This window comes from Spongiactinospora rosea (assembly GCF_003315795.1).
Taxonomy (GTDB): Bacteria; Actinomycetota; Actinomycetes; order Streptosporangiales; family Streptosporangiaceae; genus Spongiactinospora; species Spongiactinospora rosea.
This window is the reverse complement of the sequence record NZ_QMEY01000002.1, coordinates 1-18,983: the sequence shown is the minus strand read 5'-3', so window position 1 is coordinate 18,983 and position 18,983 is coordinate 1. Positions and strand designations below refer to the sequence as shown.

At 68.2% G+C, this 18,983-nt stretch carries 15 protein-coding genes and 1 pseudogene; 7 read left to right on the top strand and 9 right to left on the bottom strand.

Translation table 11 applies throughout. From position 1 onward, the window contains the following. Positions 1-6 precede the first annotated feature (6 nt). Positions 7-345: a ParB N-terminal domain-containing protein gene (locus tag DP939_RS45325; protein WP_147267881.1), complete on the top strand. Its 339-nt coding sequence runs from the start codon at positions 7-9 to the stop codon at positions 343-345. On the opposite strand, the gene DP939_RS05645 is transcribed toward DP939_RS45325, so the two are convergent. The 8 genes from DP939_RS05645 to DP939_RS05615 all read right to left on the bottom strand — a co-directional run bounded on the left by DP939_RS05645 (position 249) and on the right by DP939_RS05615 (position 9,472). Next, on the bottom strand, positions 249-926 hold the full coding sequence (locus tag DP939_RS05645; RefSeq protein ID WP_158578472.1) for a C40 family peptidase: 678 nt from the start codon (positions 924-926) through the stop codon (positions 249-251). The genes DP939_RS45325 and DP939_RS05645 overlap by 97 nt on opposite strands. Continuing rightward, positions 923-1,795: a replication-relaxation family protein gene (locus DP939_RS05640; protein WP_113979536.1), complete on the bottom strand. Its 873-nt coding sequence runs from the start codon at positions 1,793-1,795 to the stop codon at positions 923-925. Before DP939_RS05640 ends, DP939_RS05645 begins: the two co-directional genes overlap by 4 nt. Next, positions 1,792-4,035, bottom strand: coding sequence for a helicase HerA domain-containing protein (locus tag DP939_RS05635; protein WP_113979535.1), 2,244 nt, complete (start codon positions 4,033-4,035; stop codon positions 1,792-1,794). The genes DP939_RS05640 and DP939_RS05635 overlap by 4 nt, the downstream gene beginning before the upstream one ends. After that, on the bottom strand, positions 4,032-5,711 hold the full coding sequence (locus DP939_RS05630) for a VirB4 family type IV secretion system protein (RefSeq protein ID WP_113979534.1): 1,680 nt from the start codon (positions 5,709-5,711) through the stop codon (positions 4,032-4,034). The genes DP939_RS05635 and DP939_RS05630 overlap by 4 nt, the downstream gene beginning before the upstream one ends. Next, on the bottom strand, positions 5,708-6,637 hold the full coding sequence (locus tag DP939_RS05625) for a PrgI family mobile element protein (protein ID WP_158578471.1): 930 nt from the start codon (positions 6,635-6,637) through the stop codon (positions 5,708-5,710). The genes DP939_RS05630 and DP939_RS05625 overlap by 4 nt, the downstream gene beginning before the upstream one ends. Beyond that, complete coding sequence (locus DP939_RS46035; protein ID WP_158578470.1) at positions 6,621-8,138, bottom strand: hypothetical protein; 1,518 nt, start codon at positions 8,136-8,138, stop codon at positions 6,621-6,623. Before DP939_RS46035 ends, DP939_RS05625 begins: the two co-directional genes overlap by 17 nt. 1 nt (position 8,139) lies before the next feature. Next, positions 8,140-8,424 (bottom strand): pilin, encoded by a 285-nt coding sequence (locus DP939_RS05620; protein ID WP_113979532.1) that lies wholly within the window; start codon positions 8,422-8,424, stop codon positions 8,140-8,142. A gap of 268 nt (positions 8,425-8,692) precedes the next feature. Then, positions 8,693-9,472: a hypothetical protein gene (locus DP939_RS05615; protein ID WP_113979531.1), complete on the bottom strand. Its 780-nt coding sequence runs from the start codon at positions 9,470-9,472 to the stop codon at positions 8,693-8,695. 1,604 nt (positions 9,473-11,076) lie between these two features. Between DP939_RS05615 and DP939_RS05610 the strand changes: the two genes are divergently transcribed. The 6 genes and pseudogenes from DP939_RS05610 (at position 11,077) to DP939_RS05590 (ending at position 18,313) form a co-directional block, all read left to right on the top strand. Further along, complete coding sequence (locus DP939_RS05610) at positions 11,077-11,976, top strand: DNA methyltransferase (RefSeq protein WP_147267880.1); 900 nt, start codon at positions 11,077-11,079, stop codon at positions 11,974-11,976. Beyond that, positions 11,973-12,830: a TRM11 family SAM-dependent methyltransferase gene (locus DP939_RS05605; RefSeq protein ID WP_147267879.1), complete on the top strand. Its 858-nt coding sequence runs from the start codon at positions 11,973-11,975 to the stop codon at positions 12,828-12,830. Before DP939_RS05610 ends, DP939_RS05605 begins: the two co-directional genes overlap by 4 nt. A 192-nt stretch (positions 12,831-13,022) precedes the next feature. After that, positions 13,023-13,175, top strand: a complete 153-nt coding sequence (locus tag DP939_RS46030) for a hypothetical protein (protein WP_158578468.1) — start codon at positions 13,023-13,025, stop codon at positions 13,173-13,175. Continuing rightward, positions 13,172-14,338 (top strand): annotated as a pseudogene (locus DP939_RS47590) (recombinase family protein); the annotation flags it as partial. The gene DP939_RS46030 and the pseudogene DP939_RS47590, both read left to right, overlap by 4 nt. A gap of 557 nt (positions 14,339-14,895) precedes the next feature. After that, positions 14,896-15,570, top strand: coding sequence for a DUF2637 domain-containing protein (locus tag DP939_RS05595; protein WP_113979527.1), 675 nt, complete (start codon positions 14,896-14,898; stop codon positions 15,568-15,570). 1,705 nt (positions 15,571-17,275) lie between these two features. Then, positions 17,276-18,313 (top strand): TerC/Alx family metal homeostasis membrane protein, encoded by a 1,038-nt coding sequence (locus tag DP939_RS05590; RefSeq protein WP_113979526.1) that lies wholly within the window; start codon positions 17,276-17,278, stop codon positions 18,311-18,313. Positions 18,314-18,488: 175 nt separating this feature from the next. On the opposite strand, the gene DP939_RS05585 is transcribed toward DP939_RS05590, so the two are convergent. Then, positions 18,489-18,983 (bottom strand): carbonic anhydrase (locus DP939_RS05585; RefSeq protein WP_318656268.1); only part of this gene is annotated, 495 nt, incomplete at its 5' end.

The following is an 18,983-nucleotide window of genomic DNA, read 5'->3' as shown; positions in this document are numbered from 1 at the left end:
AGCACGATGGACGACGAGGTGTTCACCCTTCTGGGGTGGGCATGGGATGTAGCCCTGGCCAGCCGACTGGCCCGACGCCACCCAATACGCCCGGCTGCTATCCGGACGTTGACCGGCGTCATGGGCCTCATCCGGGTCGACCCTGACCACGCGGCCACCGTCGATATCGCCAAGCCCCTTCTGATCGTGCCCCTGCCGTACGCACCACCACCCGGCAACCGCCTGGTGATCGACGGCTGGCACCGCATTCACCGCGCTCTCGATCTTGGCCTGGAGGAACTTCCCGCGATCTTCCTCGACCTGACCGACGAACGCGCCTGCCGCCTACGCGGCGGGGACGTCTGACAACACCGCTCACGGGGCGGGTCGGCTACGGCTGGCCCGCCCTCGTTGTGTGCGGGGCGGGCGTAGCCGGTCAGGTCAGGGCGGGTGGTGTACCGGCTGATGCGGACGGGGAGGCCGGTGGCGGGGGCCTCGATCATGCGGTCGGCGTCGAGGACGAGGCCGACGTGGCCGGGGTCGTCGGGGCTGCCGCCGGAACCCTGGAAGAACACGAGGTCGCCCGGGGCCTGCTGACCCGGTGGGATGTGCGGGAGGGCGTGCCATTGGTCGGCGGCGATACGGGGAAGGGTGACTCCGGCCTGGTACCAGGCGTAGCGGGTGAGGCCGGAACAGTCGAAGCCGATCGTGTTCGCGCCCCGGCCGATTCCGCGGGTGGGGCCGTCGAGTCCGCCTCCTCCCCATGAGTAGGGCGTGCCGAGCCAGCGGGAGGCTGCGGCTATGACCGTTGAGGCGTTTCCTGTTGCTGGGGCTGTGCAGGCGGTGTCGGGGGCGCAGGCGTCGCCCGGGAGTACGGCTGTGACGCTGGCGATGATGACGGCGGTCAGGACGAGCGCGCCGGTCGCGGTCGCGGTGATGCCGATCATGCGGTGGGGTCCCACGCGTCGCGTAGGGCGATCAGGCGGCGGCGGGGTCCCGATGATCCGGCGGGTAGCCATGCGGGGCCAGCGGGGCCGTCAGGCGCCGTTGCGGGGGTGTGTCCGGCGGTGGCCACCGGGACGGCCGGGCTGATCATCAGTTTGCGCAGGTTGGCTTCGCGGGTGGGGTTGGGCAGCCAGAACAGTACGGGGGTCGTGATGCCCGTGGCTTCGGCGAGGGCGGCGTAGCCGTCGAGTTTGGCCACGACTCGGGACAGTGACTCGGTGCCGGTGTCGTGTTCGAGGAAGAAGTCGAGGGTGTACTCGTTCTCGGTCCAGCGGCCGTAGGCGTCGGGGCGGGCGAGGTCGCCCCACAGGGCGGCGCAGCGGCGTTCGGGCCACCATGCGGTGACGGCGGAACCTTCCGTACGGCGGGCTGTGGCGTGGAGCTGCGTGAAGAACTCGTTGACGCCGACCTGGTGGGTCAGGCGGGAGGAGAGTGCGATCGCGGCGGCGGAGTCGGGGCGGTAGCGGAGTTCGGCCGGGGTGATGCCGCGTTGGGCGGCGAGGTGGTGGGCGCCGGCCGGGCCGAGATACCAATGCCAAGGACGGCTTCCGGTGGGGGCCCAGGGGCGGAAGCGGTCGAGGGCGCGGAGTTCGTGGAGGGCGAGGAGACGGTGGCGGGCGCGGTGGACGCTGGGGAAGAAGATCGCGCTGAGTTGGTCGGTGGTGAGCACGCGGTGTTCCCAGACGGCGTCGAGGATTTCGGTGTCTCGTGGGGTGAGGCGTTCGGCGAGGTCGGCGATGAGGGCCTGGGCGAGGCGGTGGCGTGGGCGCCGGGAGGGGATCAGGCGGCGGGGTGTGGTGGTTCGGGTCATCGGGTGCTCTCCTCGTGGGCTCGGCGTGGGTCGGTCGAGAGGTGGAGCTTGGGTTTGGTCGCTGTCTCGCGGGTGTGGGCGGTACGGGAGGCGGCTCGGACGGCTTGCTGACGGCCGGGGACGGGCGCGGGGAGCGGGCGGGTGCGGAAGGTGAAGGCGGGGGATTGGCTGCCTTTGGCGGTCATGACGCGCCCGGCGGCCTGGTACGCGCCGAGGTGGGACAGGTCGTGCGATGTCAGGACCGGGCCGACGTGGCGGGCGAGGTCGTGGGCGTCTTCGGGCGAGGCGGCGAAGTAGATCTTGTTGCGGGCGTCGGCGGAGACGGCCTCGCGGAGGTCCTTGGGGAGCTGGGAAAGGTGCTGGTGGGCGAGGGTGAGCGAGAAGCGGTAGGCGCGGGCCTCGGCCAGTAGGTCGCTGATCGAAACGGGCATGTTGAGGAAGTTGTGGGCCTCGTCGATGTAGGCGGCGGCGTCGCGGCGTTCGTGTTCGGGCAGGCGGACGCGTGGGGTGATGGCCTGCCAGGTGTGGGCGAGGAGGAGAGAGCCGAAGAGACGGGCGGCGTCCTCGCCGAGTACGCCCTTGGGGAGGCGGGCCAGGACCAGGCCGCCGGTGTCCAGGGTGCGGGCCAGGTCGAAGGTCGATGGGCCGCCGGACAGGGCGTCGCGGACGAAGGGGCGGAGGAGTACGGCTCGCAGTTTGTTCATGACGGGGCTGATCACGGTGGCGCGGGCGGCGGGGGACAGTTCGTCGTAGGCGGACCAGAAGCCGCGCAGCAGCTCGTCGTCGAGGCGGCCGGTGATCCGGGCGCGGAACGCGGTGTCGGTGAGCAGTTTGGGGACGTCAGCGAGGGTGGCCCTGTGGCCTTGGGCGCGGACCATGGTGAGGCAGGCCGAACGCATGAGGTCGTCCAGGCGCGGGCCCCAGGACGAGGCGAAACAGCGGTGGAAGATCGTGACGATCGAGTCGACGGCGAATGCTGGGTCGGGTCCGGCGAGGACGTTGAAGCAGGGCGGGTTGCCGGGTTCGGCTGGGTCGAACAGGACTGTTCGGGTGATGGCGCGTTCGGGGAGACGGTCGAGGACGTCGTCGATGAGGTCGCCTTTGGGGTCGATGACGAGGACGCCTCGGCCGGTGTGGGCGTCGGAGAGGATGAGGTTGGCCAGGAAGGTGGACTTGCCGACGCCGGTCTGACCGAGTACGTGCAGGTGGTGGCGGGCGGCGGGCACGGTGACGCCGACCGGGCGGGGGTGGCCGGTTTCGGCGTCGCCCAGGATGCGGACGTCCGGGCCTTGGGCGGGGACGTCGGGCGATGGTGGGACGGGGCGGGCTCCGGCGCGGGTGATGCCGGGGGCGGCCGGGTCGTAGGGGAGGTGGGCGATGGCGGCGAGTTCGCTGACGCTCAGGAGGTAGCCGGTGGTCATGCGGCGGCTGACCGTGTAGCTGCGTCGGCGGCGTAGGTATTGGTGGCCGGAGGCGTACAGGGCGAATGTTGCGGCGATCTCGTGGGCGCGTCCGCGTGTGCGGGCTTGGGCGTCTTCTCGGTCGCTGGTGACGGCGTAGGAGATTTGTACGGCGAAGCGGGGCTGGTTGGCTTTGGCGAGGATGGCGCGGATCTCTTCGGCGCGTTCGGGGAACATCCGCGCCAGGTCGGTCGGTCGGGTGCGGCTCGGGCTACCTGGTGTGATCAGGTCGAACAGGTCCCCGCGGAGGGTGCTGGATGTGCCGTTGCGGAGGGCTGAGGCGGCGCGGTGGGCGGCGGACAGGCGGCGTCCGGTGATCGGGCGGGCGGTGATTTGGACGGCGGCGTGTTCGCCTGGGCGCAGTCCTGACAGTGCGCCGAGCAGGGCGCGTAGCGGGTCGCCGCTGTGCGTGGCGGTGAGCGGGTAGTGGTCGGGGCGGGCCAGGACCATGCGTCCGCGTGATGTGGTGGCCGCGCGTGGTATGGGCGGTACGGCGGGGCGGGTGGTCACGGTCGCGCCGGGCCACGCCGACCGGATGGCCTTTTCGACCAGTCCGGGTGGGACGGGGCCCGGTACCCAGACCTGGACGCGGACTTGTGCGGAATCGGCTACGTACTCCCAGGACAGATGTGGCTGTCCGTACAGGGCGCGCTTCCAGCGTGGGGCGAGCAGGCCCATGATCTGGGACCACCAGGCGACGGCGCTGCCGGGCTCGACGTGCGGAGGGACGGCGATCTCGACCAGGCGGGCGTTGCGCCGCCGCCATTTGAGCAGGTTCATGGGAGTTCGGCTGGGTCGGTGGTGGCGAGGGCGTGTTCGGACGTGTCGGCGACGGCGTAGAAGGCGGCGCGGTCTCCGGTACCGCCGCAGACCAGGCCCTCGCCTTGGCCGGCCGAGAGGAGGAAGAGACGTTCGCCTTCGGTGAGGTTGAAGGCTTCGGCGATCTCGTCGATGGCCTGCGGGGCTTGGCGGAGCAGGATCTGGGTGGCGGCGTTGGCTACGACGGCCTTTCCGAGGTCGGAGCCGAGGAGGTCGGCGGCGTCCTGGGTGACGACGGCGAGCCCGGTCCAGTGTTTACGGGCGGACTTCGCGAGGCGATAGAGGAATCTGGCTCCTTCGTGCTCGCGCATGAGCGTCCATGCCTCGTCCACGACGACCAGGCGGCGGCGCCGGTCGGCCGGGTTGGACACGCGACGCCAGATCGCGTCCAGCGCGAGGAGCATGCCGACCGGGCGGGTCTCCTCGGGCAGGTCCCGCAGGGAGAACACGATCAGGTGGCCGTCCGGGCGGGTGGTGGTGGGGCCGGAGAACAGGCTTCGGTAGGAGCCGGAGATGTACGGGGCGAGCCGTACCGCCAGCTCGGACGCATCCGTAGCCTCCAGCATCGTCGCCAGATCGGCCAGCAGCGGCGCGGGACGCTTCCAGGTGCGCCGGTCGGAGGTGATGCCGGCTGCCGCGTAGGTGGCGATCACGGCCTTGTCGAGGACGGCTTTGGTCGCGGCGGTGAGCGGTTCGCCGAGCATGGTGGCGACGAGGGTTTGCAGGAACATCGCGCGGCGGTCGAGGGCGTCGTCTTCGGCGTCCTCGGGCAGGTCGAAGGGGTTGAAGCACACGCCGGGCGTGCCGAGGCCGAGGAGGGTTCCGCCGACGGCGTTGGCCAGGCGACGGTACTCGTCTTCGGGATCGACGACGCACACCTGGACCTGGTGGAAGAGGAGCCGTAGTACTTCGAGTTTGGTGAGGTAGGACTTGCCTGCTCCGGATCGGGCGATGGTCACGGAGTTGTGGTTGTCGTGGGCGAAGCGGTCCCACAGCACGATGCCGGAGGAGTAGGCGTTCAGGCCGAGGAGTACCGGTGTGTCGCCGAGCCTGGGGCGCAGGTCGGGGGAGGCGAACGGGAAGGCGGCGGCGAGTGCGGAGGTGTCGAAGGTCCGGCGGGTTTTGAGTGTGTCGGTGGCGAGGGGGAGGGTGGCCGTCCAGCCTTGCAGAGCGCGGAAGGTCGTTGGCTGGGCGTCGAGCAGGAGCGATGCGGCGAGTGTTTTGACGTGCTGGACTTCGGCTTCGAGTTGGCCGGGGTCGGTGGCGTGGACGGTGAGGTAGAGGCCGACGCGGAACAGGCGGCCGTGGCCTCGGGCGAGGGAGGCGGCGAGCTCTGCGGCGTCGTCGGCGGCTGCTTCGGTGGCGAAGTCCGCGGTACGGGCCGAGTCCAGGCGGGCGAGCTGGCGGCGTAGGCGTTGGGCGGCGATCAGCGGGGGGACGGGCTCGATGTGCAGAGACACGTCGAGATGGCCGGGGTAGCCGGTCAGTGGTTCGAGCCAGCCTGCGCCGACCTCGCGCGGGTATCCGGCGATGGCGAATGAGGCGCATGTCCCGTCGGGGAACTCGATCGAGCGTGCGTTGACCTTGAGTGAGGAGGGGCCGGGCAGGGTGTTGTCGGCGTGTCGGGTGAACTTCATGAGGCGTCTTCTCCACAGGTGATCAGCTCATCGGGGCGGGCGGTTCCGGCTTGGCTTGGTGACAGGGAACGCACCAGCAGGTCGCGGGCCTCGTCGGCGTCCATGACCTCGGCGTGGACGCCGAGGGCGCACAGGGAACGGGCGGTTTCGTCCGCGCGGCGGGCCGTGATCGCCGCTGAGCTGTCGCGGCGGGCGGTGTCGTGGTGACGGACGACGACGAGGACGTCGCGGGTCAGTAGTTCCCGGGTGGTGGCCAGGTCGGTGAGGAACGCGGCGTGCTGGCGTGCCGCCTGTTCCAGCGCGGGATCGGGCAGGTGGGCGGCGGTGGCGGTGATCCGTTCGGCGTGGTCGGACAGGTTGACCGGGCGGGCCTGGAGAAGGATCTGCACGGGTGCGTCGAGGGAGTTGAGCCATCCGGCGAAGACGCCGACCAATGCTGCTTGCTCCTCGGCGGTTCGCAGGCCGAAGGGCACGGTTCCGGCGCGGACGATGGCGGCGGTGCCGCCTTGGGCCAGTTCCATGACGCCGTCTTCGCGGATCGCCCGGACGGGGAGCCGTAGTGCCCCTGGCAGTCGGCCTTTGGCTCGGCACCAGGCCGGCGGTTCGGGGACTCCTTCCTCGGTCGTGATGAGTTTGCGGTTGCTTCGCAGGTGAGCGAGGGCGTGCAGGCAGAGGCGGTCGAGGCCGAGTCCGTCGCGCTGGCCGAGTGCCAGGGCGGATCCGGCGGCGATCAGCGGCAGGATCATGGCGGCGAGTACCGGGACGGGCAGGCGGTGACCGGCCATGAGGTACACCCAGGCGGCCAGGATTCCGGTTCCGGCGAAGATCGCGGCCTGCCGGACGGTGAGGTTCGCGATCACCTTGTCGGGCATTTCCACGTCGGCCGGGATTCTCGCGACCAGGCGTTCCTTACTTGCGTGGCGCACGACGTTCTGCCTTTCTACGCGGGCGGGGCGCTTGGAGCCGTACCGTGACCGGCGGCGGGCCGCTCGTTGGGTGACGTGGCGCTGATGGGCGCGGGACCGGCTGGGGTGCGCGGCGTACCGGCGGCCGGGTGTGATGCCCTGGCTGGTCGCCATGGGGCGGTTGATCGGGACGTCTTACCCGGGTGTTTCCGTCGCGGTCGTCGCCCGGGGTGGCCGTCTTGGACGGGGTTCCGGATGGATGGCGGGGGCGGCGTGGTACTCCGGCGTGCGGGCCACCCGCAGCCGGACCCGAACCACTACTTGGTGGGCCTGCGCTGGGCGGGCCACCCGGAGGAGGCCCACCAGGCCGGTTTCCTCCACCACTGTTCGGCGGGGGCGGTGGTGGTGGTCCGGTACGAGGTTCGGCGGCGCGTTTGCCGAGCAGCATGCCGAGCCCGCGATAGATGATCAGGGATGACACCAGACGGGTGAGCATCCGGGGCTTGCCCGCTTGCCAGATGGTCCGTGCGACCCAGCCGGGGATCTTGAGCAGGACGAACAGCAGGCACACGGCCATGAGGAGATCCATCAGGTCGGCCGTGGTCGGGATCCAGAACGCGGCGGCGTTCGGGGCGGGGTTGTCGGAGAACAGCAGGTGCAGGGCGGTGACCAGTACGAGTGACTGGCAGACCTGGATGGCCAGCAGGCCCGTGATCGCCCGCCACCACAGCCGGGCCAGTCCGTCGGTCATCGGCAGCGCGTGGAAGATCAACGCAAGGGGTGCGGCGGCGATCAGGACCATGGTGAGCGCGAGCCGTACGACGTAGGTGAACACCACCCCGACCGCCAAGATGACCACGGCCAGTGCCACGATCGCGAAGAACACGCCTTCGGTGGCGATCCCGGCCAGGATCGTCCCGCCCATGACCTTGAACACCGACTCGGGATCGAGGCGGCCCGCCCCGTCGGCGAGGAACGCCTGGCTCAGACCGTTGGCCAGGCTGATCGCGTGGCCGATCGCGGTCAGGCTGAGGTTTGCGGCCAGGAACGTCCATACCAGCCGGGGCAGCAGTTCCCGTGGCGAGGTCTGGCCGGGCAGTGTCTGTCCGGTCATGAGCAGTACGCCCGCGGCGGTCACCAGCAGGACGAAGGAGGTGTTGGCGATCGTCCGCGACACGTCCCACAGTTGCTTGACCCGTGCCATCTCGGGGGCGGTCAGCTCCGGTGTGGCCAGCACACTCGTCCCGAGCATGTCGAACACCGGCTTGGCCGCCGACTTCACCAGATGCGCGAACCACCCATCGACGGCCTCGCGGGCCTTGCACGCCACGTCGAACAACCCGCACTCCTGCCCGGGCGGCACGCTCGATGGTGCCGGGGCCGGGCTGGGCGAAGGCACCGGTGTCGGAGTCGGCGTCGGAGTGGTGGCGTGCGCGTGCCCGCCGATCAGGATCGAGGCGATCGCGACGCCGATCGCCAGAAGGATAAGCAGCCTGGCCGTTTTCCGATGGGTGGCTGCCATGTCAGGAGCCCACGATCTGCTTCAGCAGTTGCACCAGGACAGGCGCGAGTACCGCGACGCCGTACCCGATCGCGCCGTACCGCAGCGTCTTCTTGGCGGCCTCGACCTCGCTCGGGTCGCCGCCGGCCAGGATGTAGCGGACGCCTCCGATGGTGAAGAACAGGGTGGCCAGCCCGACCAACAGCCCGACGACCACGTTGCGCAGGTTGGTGATGACCTGCGCGAGCGAGGGCGCGGCCAGGGCGGTCACCGCCTCGGCGATCCCGGGTACGGTCAATGCGACCACCGCGCACCCGCCGGTCCATACCAGCGACGCGAGGACCCGCCGGGTCCAGCTCGCTCGTGCCGGAACACGGAGTACAGGCCGAGATGACTTCATGGAACGGCCCCCAAATCGAGAAGTCATGAACGGCCGTGATCACGGGCCCGGAGCGGTCCGGGATGGGTGTCCTCCTTCGATGGACGAGTGAGGATGGGCTCGATGGGAACGGGCGACCACCCCCGGAACTCCACCCCTGGCCCGTGACCACGGCTGACATGGATGAACCACCAGATCAGCCCTGGTGATTGGAGCCCGCCCCGTCGTAGGTGACCGAGACTTGACCCTCCTCGATCGCTCTGGCCAGGCGCGTTTCGGCGGCACGCCGCCGCTTGTACAGCCGGTCCGCCGGAATCCCGGATCTTTCGGCGTAGGCCCGTAGCGTCTGGCCTTCCAGGCGGGTCGCGTTGATCAGCTTCGCCTCATCACAGGAGATGACCCGGCACCGAACGGCCTCGGCAAGCACGAGAAACGGCTCCGCAAGCGTGGCCGTCGGCTGCGGTATCTGGTCGCACACCTCGACGGCGGCGAGCTCACGCGCCCGGGCTCGCAGCGCGCCCTTCCTCGCCCACATCAGCAGCCGGGGCAGGATGTTCGGCCGGTCGAGATCGATCCGTCCGAGTTGCGCGACGAACTCCGTCACCATCTCCGAAACGATGTCGTCGGCCGCATGGGCCGGGCAGCCGTGTATGGTCCGGCCTGCCAGGTTCTTCAACCCTGGCATCGCCACCCCGACGCAGCCGATCACCCACGCCGGGCCGTCCGATCGCGCCTGCCATACGAGGTGCGCCCAGGCCGCGTCCTTGAACGCGTCGCCAGCCTGTGGGGAGAGCAGCAGCGCTTTCAGCTCCCCGAGATCGATCCGACGTTGTGGCGCTCCGTGCCCGATGGCATGGCCGTCCACCGACAGCGGGCTCGGCCCTGTGATCAGTAGCCGGAACGCCCGCTCCGCCGCGCTGAGGGCGTTGGCGTTGAAGTACGTCGAGGGTGCGTGGTCATGCAGATCGAGGACCATGATGTCTCCCCGTGGGTCGATCGGGATCGGTTGATCCAGGTCTCAACCAGCGGTTGGGGAGAACACGGAGCGCTGGAGGAGGATGCGCAGACACTGTGAAGGTGCCGTCGCTGTCCTATCGGCTGCCTGACCAGCGGTGATAGATAGACTCTGTGGGGCCGCCCCAAGATGGCGTAAAGTGCGCCAAGCTTTTGGTGACCTGCTCGCAAGCACTCCCTTCAAGCGAGCAGCTATAGATTGTGTCAACCATTGCGGTGCGTGTGATCGTCTACGAGACGGGATAGAGCACCACTCGTTTTGTCGCATCGGCGGTCGTGACGACCGTGCCTCACATAGACCGAGTGCGGCTAAACCGGTGAACGTTGAGCCGAGAGCCAAGCCTTATCGATGCGTAGGAACTGTGGGTCGGAAGGTGTGACATCGATCACATCGAGCGTCCGTGGTGGATCGTGATCGCTTCATGTTTCGCCTGGTTGGAGCCGTGTGAACTTACAGCAAAATGGCGTAGTTAGCTAACCAATGCTTTCGCGATCTTGGTCGGCAACGAAGCTTAAGGACTTCCTTTACTGTAGTGGCCAAGCGTCTTCTCGATCGTGTCGGTCGGCTCCGCGCGGGCATCGACCGGCACAAGAGCCGTCGGTGATCCCAGTCGAAGAAGGGATCAAGATGGAGAAGAAGCGGCCGTGGTACCGGCGCTGGGAGCCGCCTAAACCGCAGGACATCGCGGTGATCGTGATCCGCGTGGTGCTGATCATGGTGGAGGTGATCCTCAGAGTCGGTCGTTGAGCCTGGAGGGTGCAACCTCCTGGCTCAACGCCAACCACGTTGGGCGGTGTCGTGCGACAGATCTGGATGGCCACCGGACATGCGCGGCACCGCCCTAGACTTCAAGGCGGACGTCAGCTGCTTAGTTAGCACCTGACTACCTCCTCGACTGTATAGTTTTGCACGCATCGGCCATGGGGTGAGCCGTATCGCACCTTGCGCGGTGCTACGCCAGCGCCAGGTTGTTGTAACTGCGCACTCGTTTTCACATGGAAGTGACGACGTGATGGGCTGGCCGCGGCCAGACTCAAAGGATGAGCTCGGTTGGCAACCAGTATGCCTTCGTTATCCAAACGAGGGACAAGAACCACGATGTCTGGACATGGGTTAGCCACTACGGACACGTAGACGATGTGCTGGTCGGGCGTGGCGTAGAGGACAACGCATCAGGGAGCCCACGAGCTTTCGGTCGTGCAACCTTTAACGCCTACTTGGATGGCTTGGTTGCCACAGCTCCGGGAGTCGTGGAGTACTACCTGTTCGAAGACGATTACGACACCGAGTGGCGAATCCTGGTATGGGATGTGCCTGCCACGAACTACAGCCAGTTCAGCACCGTGCCTCCGCCTGATGCCTCCGCACGTCTGGGGTACCCGCTAGCTATGGCCGCCGATGGAGTGCAACCTCACTCAGTAAGCACATGGCCCGCTACCGTAGTGCGCAGGCGTCTTCACGCTAAGCATCGGGCCACAGGTCAGCACGGTGGGACCGCAGGGAAAACTGGACCAGAGCCCTAAGAACGGGTTTCCACTCAGCGCTGATCAACTGGTGTTTCAGTGATGGGACTGGGCGACCGTCACGGGTCACCATTGATGAGCAGAAGCGAAGGACTGCGGCCGAAGGATGCGCGGGCTAACGAGTATCGGCTGTTGCCGCTTTCGGTGTGGTTGTGTTCTGAAACGACGCCTGTAGGAGCGGCAAAAGATCGTCCGCACGCTGGTGAAGCCGCCGGGGCGGTGTGCGGGCGGCATCGGCAGGCGGTCGGGCGGGAGCTGGCGCGGCATCTGATCGGGGCCTGTAGTCGTCCGGGTGGGGTCGTGGTGGACGTGTTCGCCACGAGTGAGACGGTGCTGGTCGCGGCGGCGGAGGCGGGGCGGCTCGGGGTGGGGTGCGTGCCCCGGCCGGCGGTGGCGCAGTATCTCGCCACCCGGTTGCGGGAGCAGGTTTCGGCGGGTCGGCGGGCGGCGGTGCGGCTGCGTCCGCACGGGGCGGATCGGCTCCGGGAAGCGCTGGACGGCTTGGAGGGGCGGGTGGAGCTGTTGATCGCGGCGCTTCCGCCCTACCCGGGGCCTGCGCGGGGTTTCACCGGTGTCCTGTGTCCGTCGTGCCGGGCGGAACCGGCGCTCGGGGTGGCGCAGCTCGGCCGGTTTCTGGAGAACGCGCGGCAGGTTCTGGCCCCGAGCGGGCATCTGGCGGTGATCACCTCGGCCCGGTATGAGCGGGGCCGGGTGGTGGATCTGGCGCCGGAGATCATCCGGCATGCTGGGCGGGCAGGGCTGGCGTATGTGCAGCATGTGATCGCGCTGCGTGCGCCGATCGACGGGGACAGCCTGGTGGTGCAGGCCGACCCGCGTGGGCTGGCGCAGATTCGCCGTGCCCGGTCGGGTGGGTTGCCGCCGGTGGTGTCGGTGCATGCGGATGTGTGCCTGTTCACCCCTGCTGCGGGAGCCGCCTGGTGACGGCGGGGGTGGTGCCGTCGGTGTTGGCGACCGGTCAGGTTCCGTCGCGGGTGCAGCGGCGGGGCCGGTATCTGCCGGAGTCGATGCGGCATCCGGGCAAGATGCTCCCGTCGATCGCCTCGACGGTGATCTCGCTGTTCTCCGAGCCGGGTGGGCTGGTGGTCGATCCGATGTGCGGGATCGGGACCACGCTGGTGGAGGCGGTTCATCTCGGGCGGGACGCGGCGGGGATGGAGTACGAGGCCGACTTCGCCGGCTTGGCCGCCGCCAATGTTCAGCATGCCCGCTCGCAGGGAGCGGCGGGGTCCGCTCGGGTGGCGTGTGGGGATGCGCGGAACATCGCGAGCGTGTTCGCGGGCCTGCGTGGCAGTGCCGCGCTGGTGCTGACCTCCCCGCCGTATGGGGCGCGGACCCATGGGCACATCCGCTCGGGCACGCGAGATGGCGATGGCGGGCCGGTGGAGAAGTGGAACCACCGGTACTCCACCGACAAGGGCAACCTCGCTCACCAACCGCTGCCGGAACTCGTGGGGGCGTTCGGGGAGATCCTTGCCGGGTGCTGTGAGTTGCTGCGGCCGGATGGGGTCGTAGCGGTCACCATCCGCCCGATCCGCATCGATGGGTACCTCGTCGATCTCCCCGGTCAGGTCATCACGGCAGCGGAGAAGGCCGGCCTTGTGCTGGTGCATCGGCTGGTGGCGTTGTTGTGCGGGGTGCGTGATGGCGGGCTGGTGACGCGGGCGTCGTTCTTTCAGATGCTGGAGGCGCGCAGGCATCAGGAGAAGGGGTCGCCGGTGTGCGTCACCGCCCACGAGGACCTGCTGATCTTCCACAGGCGGGTTCCTCATGGGTGAATCACTTCTCGTTATCCACAGGCTGTGCGCAATCGCCTATGTCTGGGCGTGGGCGAGGTTCGGTGTCCAGACCGTCGTTGACATCGGGCATCGAGGCGAGCGGTCATGGGGGTTCACCGGGGGTGGCCCGGCCCATGGCGGCCGGGGCGTTCGCCGGTGGGCGCGGGGGCCCATTGCGAACGGGATCGGGTCGTGAGCGGCGCAGGCCGCAGGCTGCGGTTGGTGGTGCCGGGGGAGGAGGTACGACTCACTCCTGGTGCCGCCGCCGTGGTGCTGCGGATGCTGCTCAAGGCCGCCACCCGCGCCAGGCAACCGGATGCGACGGTGAAGGAGCAGGAGAAATGATCAGGTTCGGCTTCTATGGGCGGGTCTCAACTGAGGACAACCAGGACCCGGAGGCGTCGCGGGCGTGGCAGTTGCGCCGGGCGCGGGCGTTGATCGAACCGCGGGGTGGGGAGATCGTCGCGGAGTTCTTCGATGTGGACAAGTCCCGCTCGATTCCGTGGCAGTTGCGTCCGCATGCGGCGGCGCTGATCGAGGAGTTGAAGAATCCGGGCCGGGGGTTCGATGCGGTGGTGATCGGGGAGCCGCAGCGGGCGTTCTACGGCAACCAGTACAGCCTGACGTTTCCGTTGTTCGAGCATTTCGGGGTGCCGTTGTGGGTGCCGGAGGTGGGCGGGCCGATCGATCCGGCCAACGAGGCCCACGACATGATCATGAGTGTGTTCGGTGGGTTGTCCAAGGGGGAGCGGAACCGGATCAAGATCCGGGTGCGGGCGGCGATGGGTGCGATCACCGCGACCGAGGGCCGGTTCCTGGGAGGGCGTCCACCGTATGGGTACACGCTGGTGGATGCGGGGCCGCATCCGCATCCGGGTAAGGCGGCCGACGGGCGCAGGTTGCGGCGGCTGGTGGCCGATCCGGTGACCTCCCGGGTGGTGCGCTGGATCTTCACCGAGTTCCTCAAGGGGCGGGGGTATCTGGATCTGGCGGAGGATCTGACCCGCCAGGGCATTTTGTCGCCGTCGGCGAGTGATCTGGGGCGGAACAAGCATCGTGATCAGCGGGCGTGGTCGAAGTTCGCGGTGCGGGTGATTCTCACCAACCCGCGCTACACCGGTCATCAGGTGTGGAACAAGCAGCGCAAAGACGAGGTCCTGCTGGATGTGGGCAACGTCGCGCTCGGTACCACCACGAAGCAGCGGTGGAACACCAGGGACGAGTGGATCTGGTCCGACCGGCCCGTCCATGATGCGATCATCAGCGTCGAGGAGTACCAGCGGGTCCAGGAGGTGCTGGCCAAGCGCGCGCACGGCAGTTACAGCCAGCGCCCGCATCCGACCCGCCGCCCCTACGCCTTCCGCGGGGTGTTGTTCTGCGGGTATTGCGAGCGGCGGATGCAGGGCAACTGGAACAACGACCAGGCCTACTACCGATGCCGCTTCCCGGCCCAGTACGCGCGGGTCAATGATCTCGGCCATCCGAAGGTGGTGTATCTGCGGGAGGCGGAGATCGCAGATGAGGTGGACGGCTGGCTGGGGACCGCGTTCGGGCCGACCGCGCTGGAGCGCACGATCGCGGTGATGGCCGAGCAGACCGTCGATCCCGGCGAGGCCGTGCTGCATGCGGTGCGGAAGCGGCTGGCGGATTGCGACCGTAAACTCGGCCGCTACCGGGCCGCGCTGGATGCGGGCGGCGATCCGGTGGAGGTCTCCTCGTGGATCAATGAGACGAAGAGCGAACGCGCCCGGCTGGAAGGTGAGCTGAAGGCCGTTCCTGCCGCGCAGCGGATCACCAGCGAAGAGATCAGGGCGATGATGGAAGAGGTCGGCGATCTCGTGCGGCTGATCGCGGACGCCGATCCGGACGACAAGGCCGAGCTCTACACCAAGCTGGGGTTGAGGCTGATCTACTACCCGGAAAAGAAGTATGTGGAGGCTCGGGTCGAACCGGAACCCCCACATGTGCAAGCGGTGTGTGTCCGAGGCCAGACACACTCGATACGTACATGCCGTTTGCGATGTCCGCGACGCTCGTTCTCCCTGGCCGGGAGGGCTGAGCGGGCATGGAGTCAAGAGATCAGGCGGTACGTCGTATTCAGTGTACGACGATCGGGGGCGTTGCGGTATTGGCGGGGATCGCAGCGGTGGTCTCCTTCCGTCACATGCACGAATTGTGTCTGCGTCATGGCGAGGATCATCTGGCGGCGGTGCTCATCCCGCTCGCTGTGGACGGCACCATCGTGGTCGCCTCCATGTCCATCCTGCTGGCCAACCGCTACGGCTCGCGCGGCGGAGCGCTGGCGTGGACGTTGCTGATCGTGGGCAGTCTGGCCAGTCTGGGGGCGAACGTCGCGGTCGCCGAGCCGAGCATGATCGGCCGCATCATCGCCGCGTGGCCGTCTGCGGCGTTGATCGGCAGTTACGAGCTTTTGATGGCGCAGATCCGCCGGGTCTCACCCGGGGAGGTCGGTGGCGAAGAAGTGACGGAGACCACCAGTGAAGAGGGGGCCGATCCGGGGGAGGAGTGCAGGGAGGCTGGAGCACCCTCGCTGGAGGCGGGCGGGCAAGCCGACCGCGAAGTCGTGGATCTGCATAGGGTGGCGTGGCGGTGGGCTCAGGAGAATCGTCTTCCTGATGGGGCGTTGCCGTCGGGAAGGGTGATCGCGGCGCGGTTCTCGCGTAGTGCTCGGTGGGGGCGTTGGATCAAGAGCGCTGGCCTGGGGGGCGAGCTGGGGTAAAGGGCAGGCCAGGAGATAGGCCGCCGGCACCAGGGGCGTTCTGGCGGTTCTTGAAGCCGTTGCGATGACGGCCGTCCCGGGAGGGGGCCGTTATCGAACTGAGGAGGCTGCCTTTGCTGAGCAACTGATCAGCGGTCGGGTGCTTCATCTCCGCTCTTCTCAAGGAGCTCCCCTGGGGCCGACGGCGCGCCCTGCATCAGCATGCTGAGCGGACCACGGGCGAGGCGTGGTCGGTGCGTCGAGCACGAGCAGGCCGGCAGGTACACGATGAGCTTGCGCGCTGCGGGGGCGGTGCCGCGAAGTCATCAGGCAAATGACCAAGGCGGTCACCGCGTGCCCGCGGCCGATCATGGCACCGCGTGCTCGCCGCGACCCGTTGACCGTTCCGGCCAGGGTGAGGGTCAGCCTCAAGGAGGAACACTTCCTGCCTCTGCAACTTCATCAGCAGCAGTCGTTCCTGATAGCACCAGTATCACTGGTAGAACTGCATCCAAGGCCCCTGGCCTGGCAGAAGTGATTGTGGTGATCAACCCGTCTACCAGGGGTTCTCTATGCCATCAGGTCAACGCTGCACCCGCGATCATCCTGTGACCGGCAGGCCTCACTTCGAGGATGAAAAGGTTCTGCGTCCGAACGAACACGGCCTGTCGCTATTCCCATTTTCGTACATCACATTCTTGTGACCTGACGTGGACGGAGACGAATTGAAGTAGATCATCTAGCCTGCTACAAGCGGCAGCTCCGCGCGTTGCTGGAAGCCCACCGGCCGGGCACGACCGCCCCGGCCGCCGCCAACCGGATCATCGCCACGCAGGTTGACACCTAGGTCGGCCAGGTCTACTCCGTCGTGCAGGCCATCAAGCAGGTCTTGCACGACCACCCGTACACCAAACCGTTCCGGGCACTGCCTCAGGTCGGTATCGTCAACCTCGCCTAGATCATAGGTGAGGTCTGCCTGATGCTGGAACGCGGCCTGACCGCTGAGCAACTCACCGCCGAGGCCAGCACGGCCCCGTCACCCAGACTGGCGGCAAGGTCCACGCAGTCGGATTCCGGCACGCCGCCAACCCCGCGGCGACCCGGTCGAGCGCAGGGCGCGCTCCTGGCTCTGCCGCCGATTTCGATGAGAACGCCCCAGACACCCTCGTGAGCAACACCACACGCCCACCTGTAGGGCCGGTTGGCCTGATGCGGAACTGGCGCGTGGGGGGTGAGGTGCGGCTCAGCGCCGGGTGCGGGGGCCTGGCGGGCCGGGCCACAAGACGGCCATCGCCACGATGGCGGACAGCACCAGCAGTACGTCGAAGAGCCAATCCAGGAGGAACACGCGGCCATCCCTTCGTCTCATCAAGGCATGCGCCCATGTGGACGAAGGTCTTCCCGCACCCTCCCGTCGCGGGCGGGAGGGCCACCCCGCCGGGTCCGCCTGCGGTGCGGGCCGTGATGACGATCAGGGTGTCGGGCGGCGGGTACTCCCCTCCGCTTTCTCCCACTATCGGTGTGCAGATGGCTCAGGTCAATGGAACCACGTCGTTGCCATGAGGAGATGGAGTGATGTCCGGGATTGTTCTACTCTGGGCCTGGCGAGGGGAGTACTTCCCAAGCGCCGATCCGGTCAGTACGGGCGTGCTGCGCGCCCCCGGACGGCCGCCCGCACCCCGGGTGAAGGAGACCTCGAACGGCCCAGCGCGTTCGAGGAGGTCTCATGTCCCCGGGGACGATTCCGGCTGCGTCCGGGCAGGCCGGTATCGCGTCGATGGCGTTGTGGTCGATCACCGTGGCCGCCCTGGTCCTGTTGCTGGCCATCGACATCGTGCTCACCCGGCGCCCGCACGAGGTGGGCATGCGCGAGGCGGTGCGGTGGTCGGTGTTCTACCTGGCGCTGCCGGTCGCCTTCGGCGCCTATCTGTGGGGCGTCTTCGGCAGTACGACGGCGGTGGAGTTCTTCACCGGGTACGTGGTGGAAAAGTCGCTGTCGGTGGACAACCTGTTCGTGTTCATGCTGCTACTGGCGGCCTTCGCGGTGCCGTCGGAGCTGGTCCAGCGGGTGCTGCTGTACGGGATCGTCGGGGCGCTGGTGCTGCGGGCGGTCTTCATCGCGCTGGGGGCGGCCGCGCTGCAGAGCGGGACGTGGGCGTTCCTGCTGTTCGGGGCGATCCTCATCGTGACCGCCGGCAAGGTCTTGGCCGAGGCGCGCAAGGGGAAAGGGCCCACGGTCGACATCGACGCCATGCGCAGTGTCCGGCTGCTGCGCCGTTTCGTCCCGGTGACCGGCGACTACCGTGGCTTTCGGCTGGTGGTCCGGGAGCAGGGCCGCCTGGCCATCACTCCGCTGGCATTGGCCACGGTGGCGGTGTTCGCCACCGACATCGCCTTCGCCGTCGATTCGGTGCCGGCCGTGTACGGAGTGACGGAAGACCCCTTCCTGGTCTTCGTCACCAACGCCTTCGCGCTGCTGGGCCTTCGGGCGCTGTACTTCGTGCTGCAGGGCGCGTTGATGCGGCTTCGGCATCTTAACCACGGACTGGCGATCATTTTGGCGTTCATCGGGGTCAAGCTGGTCCTGCACTGGGCCCACGGCATCTGGGCCCAGGTGCCGGAGATCCCCACACTGGCCTCGCTCGGTGTGATCGTCGCGGTTCTGCTCACCGTCACCCTCACCAGCCTCCGCGCGGGCCGGGCCGGCCGCCATGCCGCACCGGCGGCCGAGGACGCCGCGAACAGGCCGGTGCCCGGCTCGTGAGCCGTTCCGCCTACAGCGGTATGTACAAGGTGGGAGACCGCCACATGCCCGGAGACATCGAGTCCGGTGTGACTCCTTCACCTCGGCTCCGGCCGGGGCGTCTGGTCCCAGGGGCACGACGATACTCGTGGCCAACGGCCTGCGAGGATGGCATGTGCGGCCGATCTCAGCGTGGTCAGCGGGGCTCTGGCTCAGCGGCCAGCGTCGTGGCCGTTGCCGGGGAACCGGGCGCCCCCGGTCGGACCACCTCCACCCGTGCCGAGCCGATGTCGAAGTAGAGCCCCATCAGCTTCAGCGTGCCCGCCTGGACCTGCTCGTCGACCGCCGGGTAGGTCCGCAGGTTCGCCAGTTGCTGCCGGATGTTCAACCGGCAGAGCCGGTCCAGCCTCGTGCCCGGGTCATCCCCGTCGGCACCGTCGTCCAGCAGGGCCAGGCTGGAATCGCCGTGCCGGAGCCAGCGGCCCAGGTGCCGCAGGTGGGCCGTGGTGGCGGGGCCGTCGAGCAGGGCCGCCATCGCGCCACAACCGGAATGCCCGCAGACCGTGATGGTGTGAACGTTCAAGATGCCGGTGGCGAACTCGACGGCGGAGGCGATCGAGTCGTCACATGGATCAGAGCCGGCGCGCGGTACCAGATTGCCGACGTTGCGGACGGTGAACAGGTCTCCCGG

Excerpts from the sequence above, each read along its gene's own strand:
- DP939_RS45325 (WP_147267881.1), top strand. The coding sequence starts at position 7 with ATGGACGACGAGGTGTTCACCCTTCTGGGGTGGGCATGGGATGTAGCC.
- DP939_RS05645 (WP_158578472.1), bottom strand. The coding sequence starts at position 926 with ATGATCGGCATCACCGCGACCGCGACCGGCGCGCTCGTCCTGACCGCC.
- DP939_RS05640 (WP_113979536.1), bottom strand. The coding sequence starts at position 1,795 with ATGACCCGAACCACCACACCCCGCCGCCTGATCCCCTCCCGGCGCCCA.
- DP939_RS05635 (WP_113979535.1), bottom strand. The coding sequence starts at position 4,035 with ATGAACCTGCTCAAATGGCGGCGGCGCAACGCCCGCCTGGTCGAGATC.
- DP939_RS05630 (WP_113979534.1), bottom strand. The coding sequence starts at position 5,711 with ATGAAGTTCACCCGACACGCCGACAACACCCTGCCCGGCCCCTCCTCA.
- DP939_RS46035 (WP_158578470.1), bottom strand. The coding sequence starts at position 8,138 with ATGGCAGCCACCCATCGGAAAACGGCCAGGCTGCTTATCCTTCTGGCG.
- DP939_RS05615 (WP_113979531.1), bottom strand. The coding sequence starts at position 9,472 with ATGGTCCTCGATCTGCATGACCACGCACCCTCGACGTACTTCAACGCC.
- DP939_RS05610 (WP_147267880.1), top strand. The coding sequence starts at position 11,077 with ATGGGACTGGGCGACCGTCACGGGTCACCATTGATGAGCAGAAGCGAA.
- DP939_RS05595 (WP_113979527.1), top strand. The coding sequence starts at position 14,896 with ATGGAGTCAAGAGATCAGGCGGTACGTCGTATTCAGTGTACGACGATC.
- DP939_RS05590 (WP_113979526.1), top strand. The coding sequence starts at position 17,276 with ATGTCCCCGGGGACGATTCCGGCTGCGTCCGGGCAGGCCGGTATCGCG.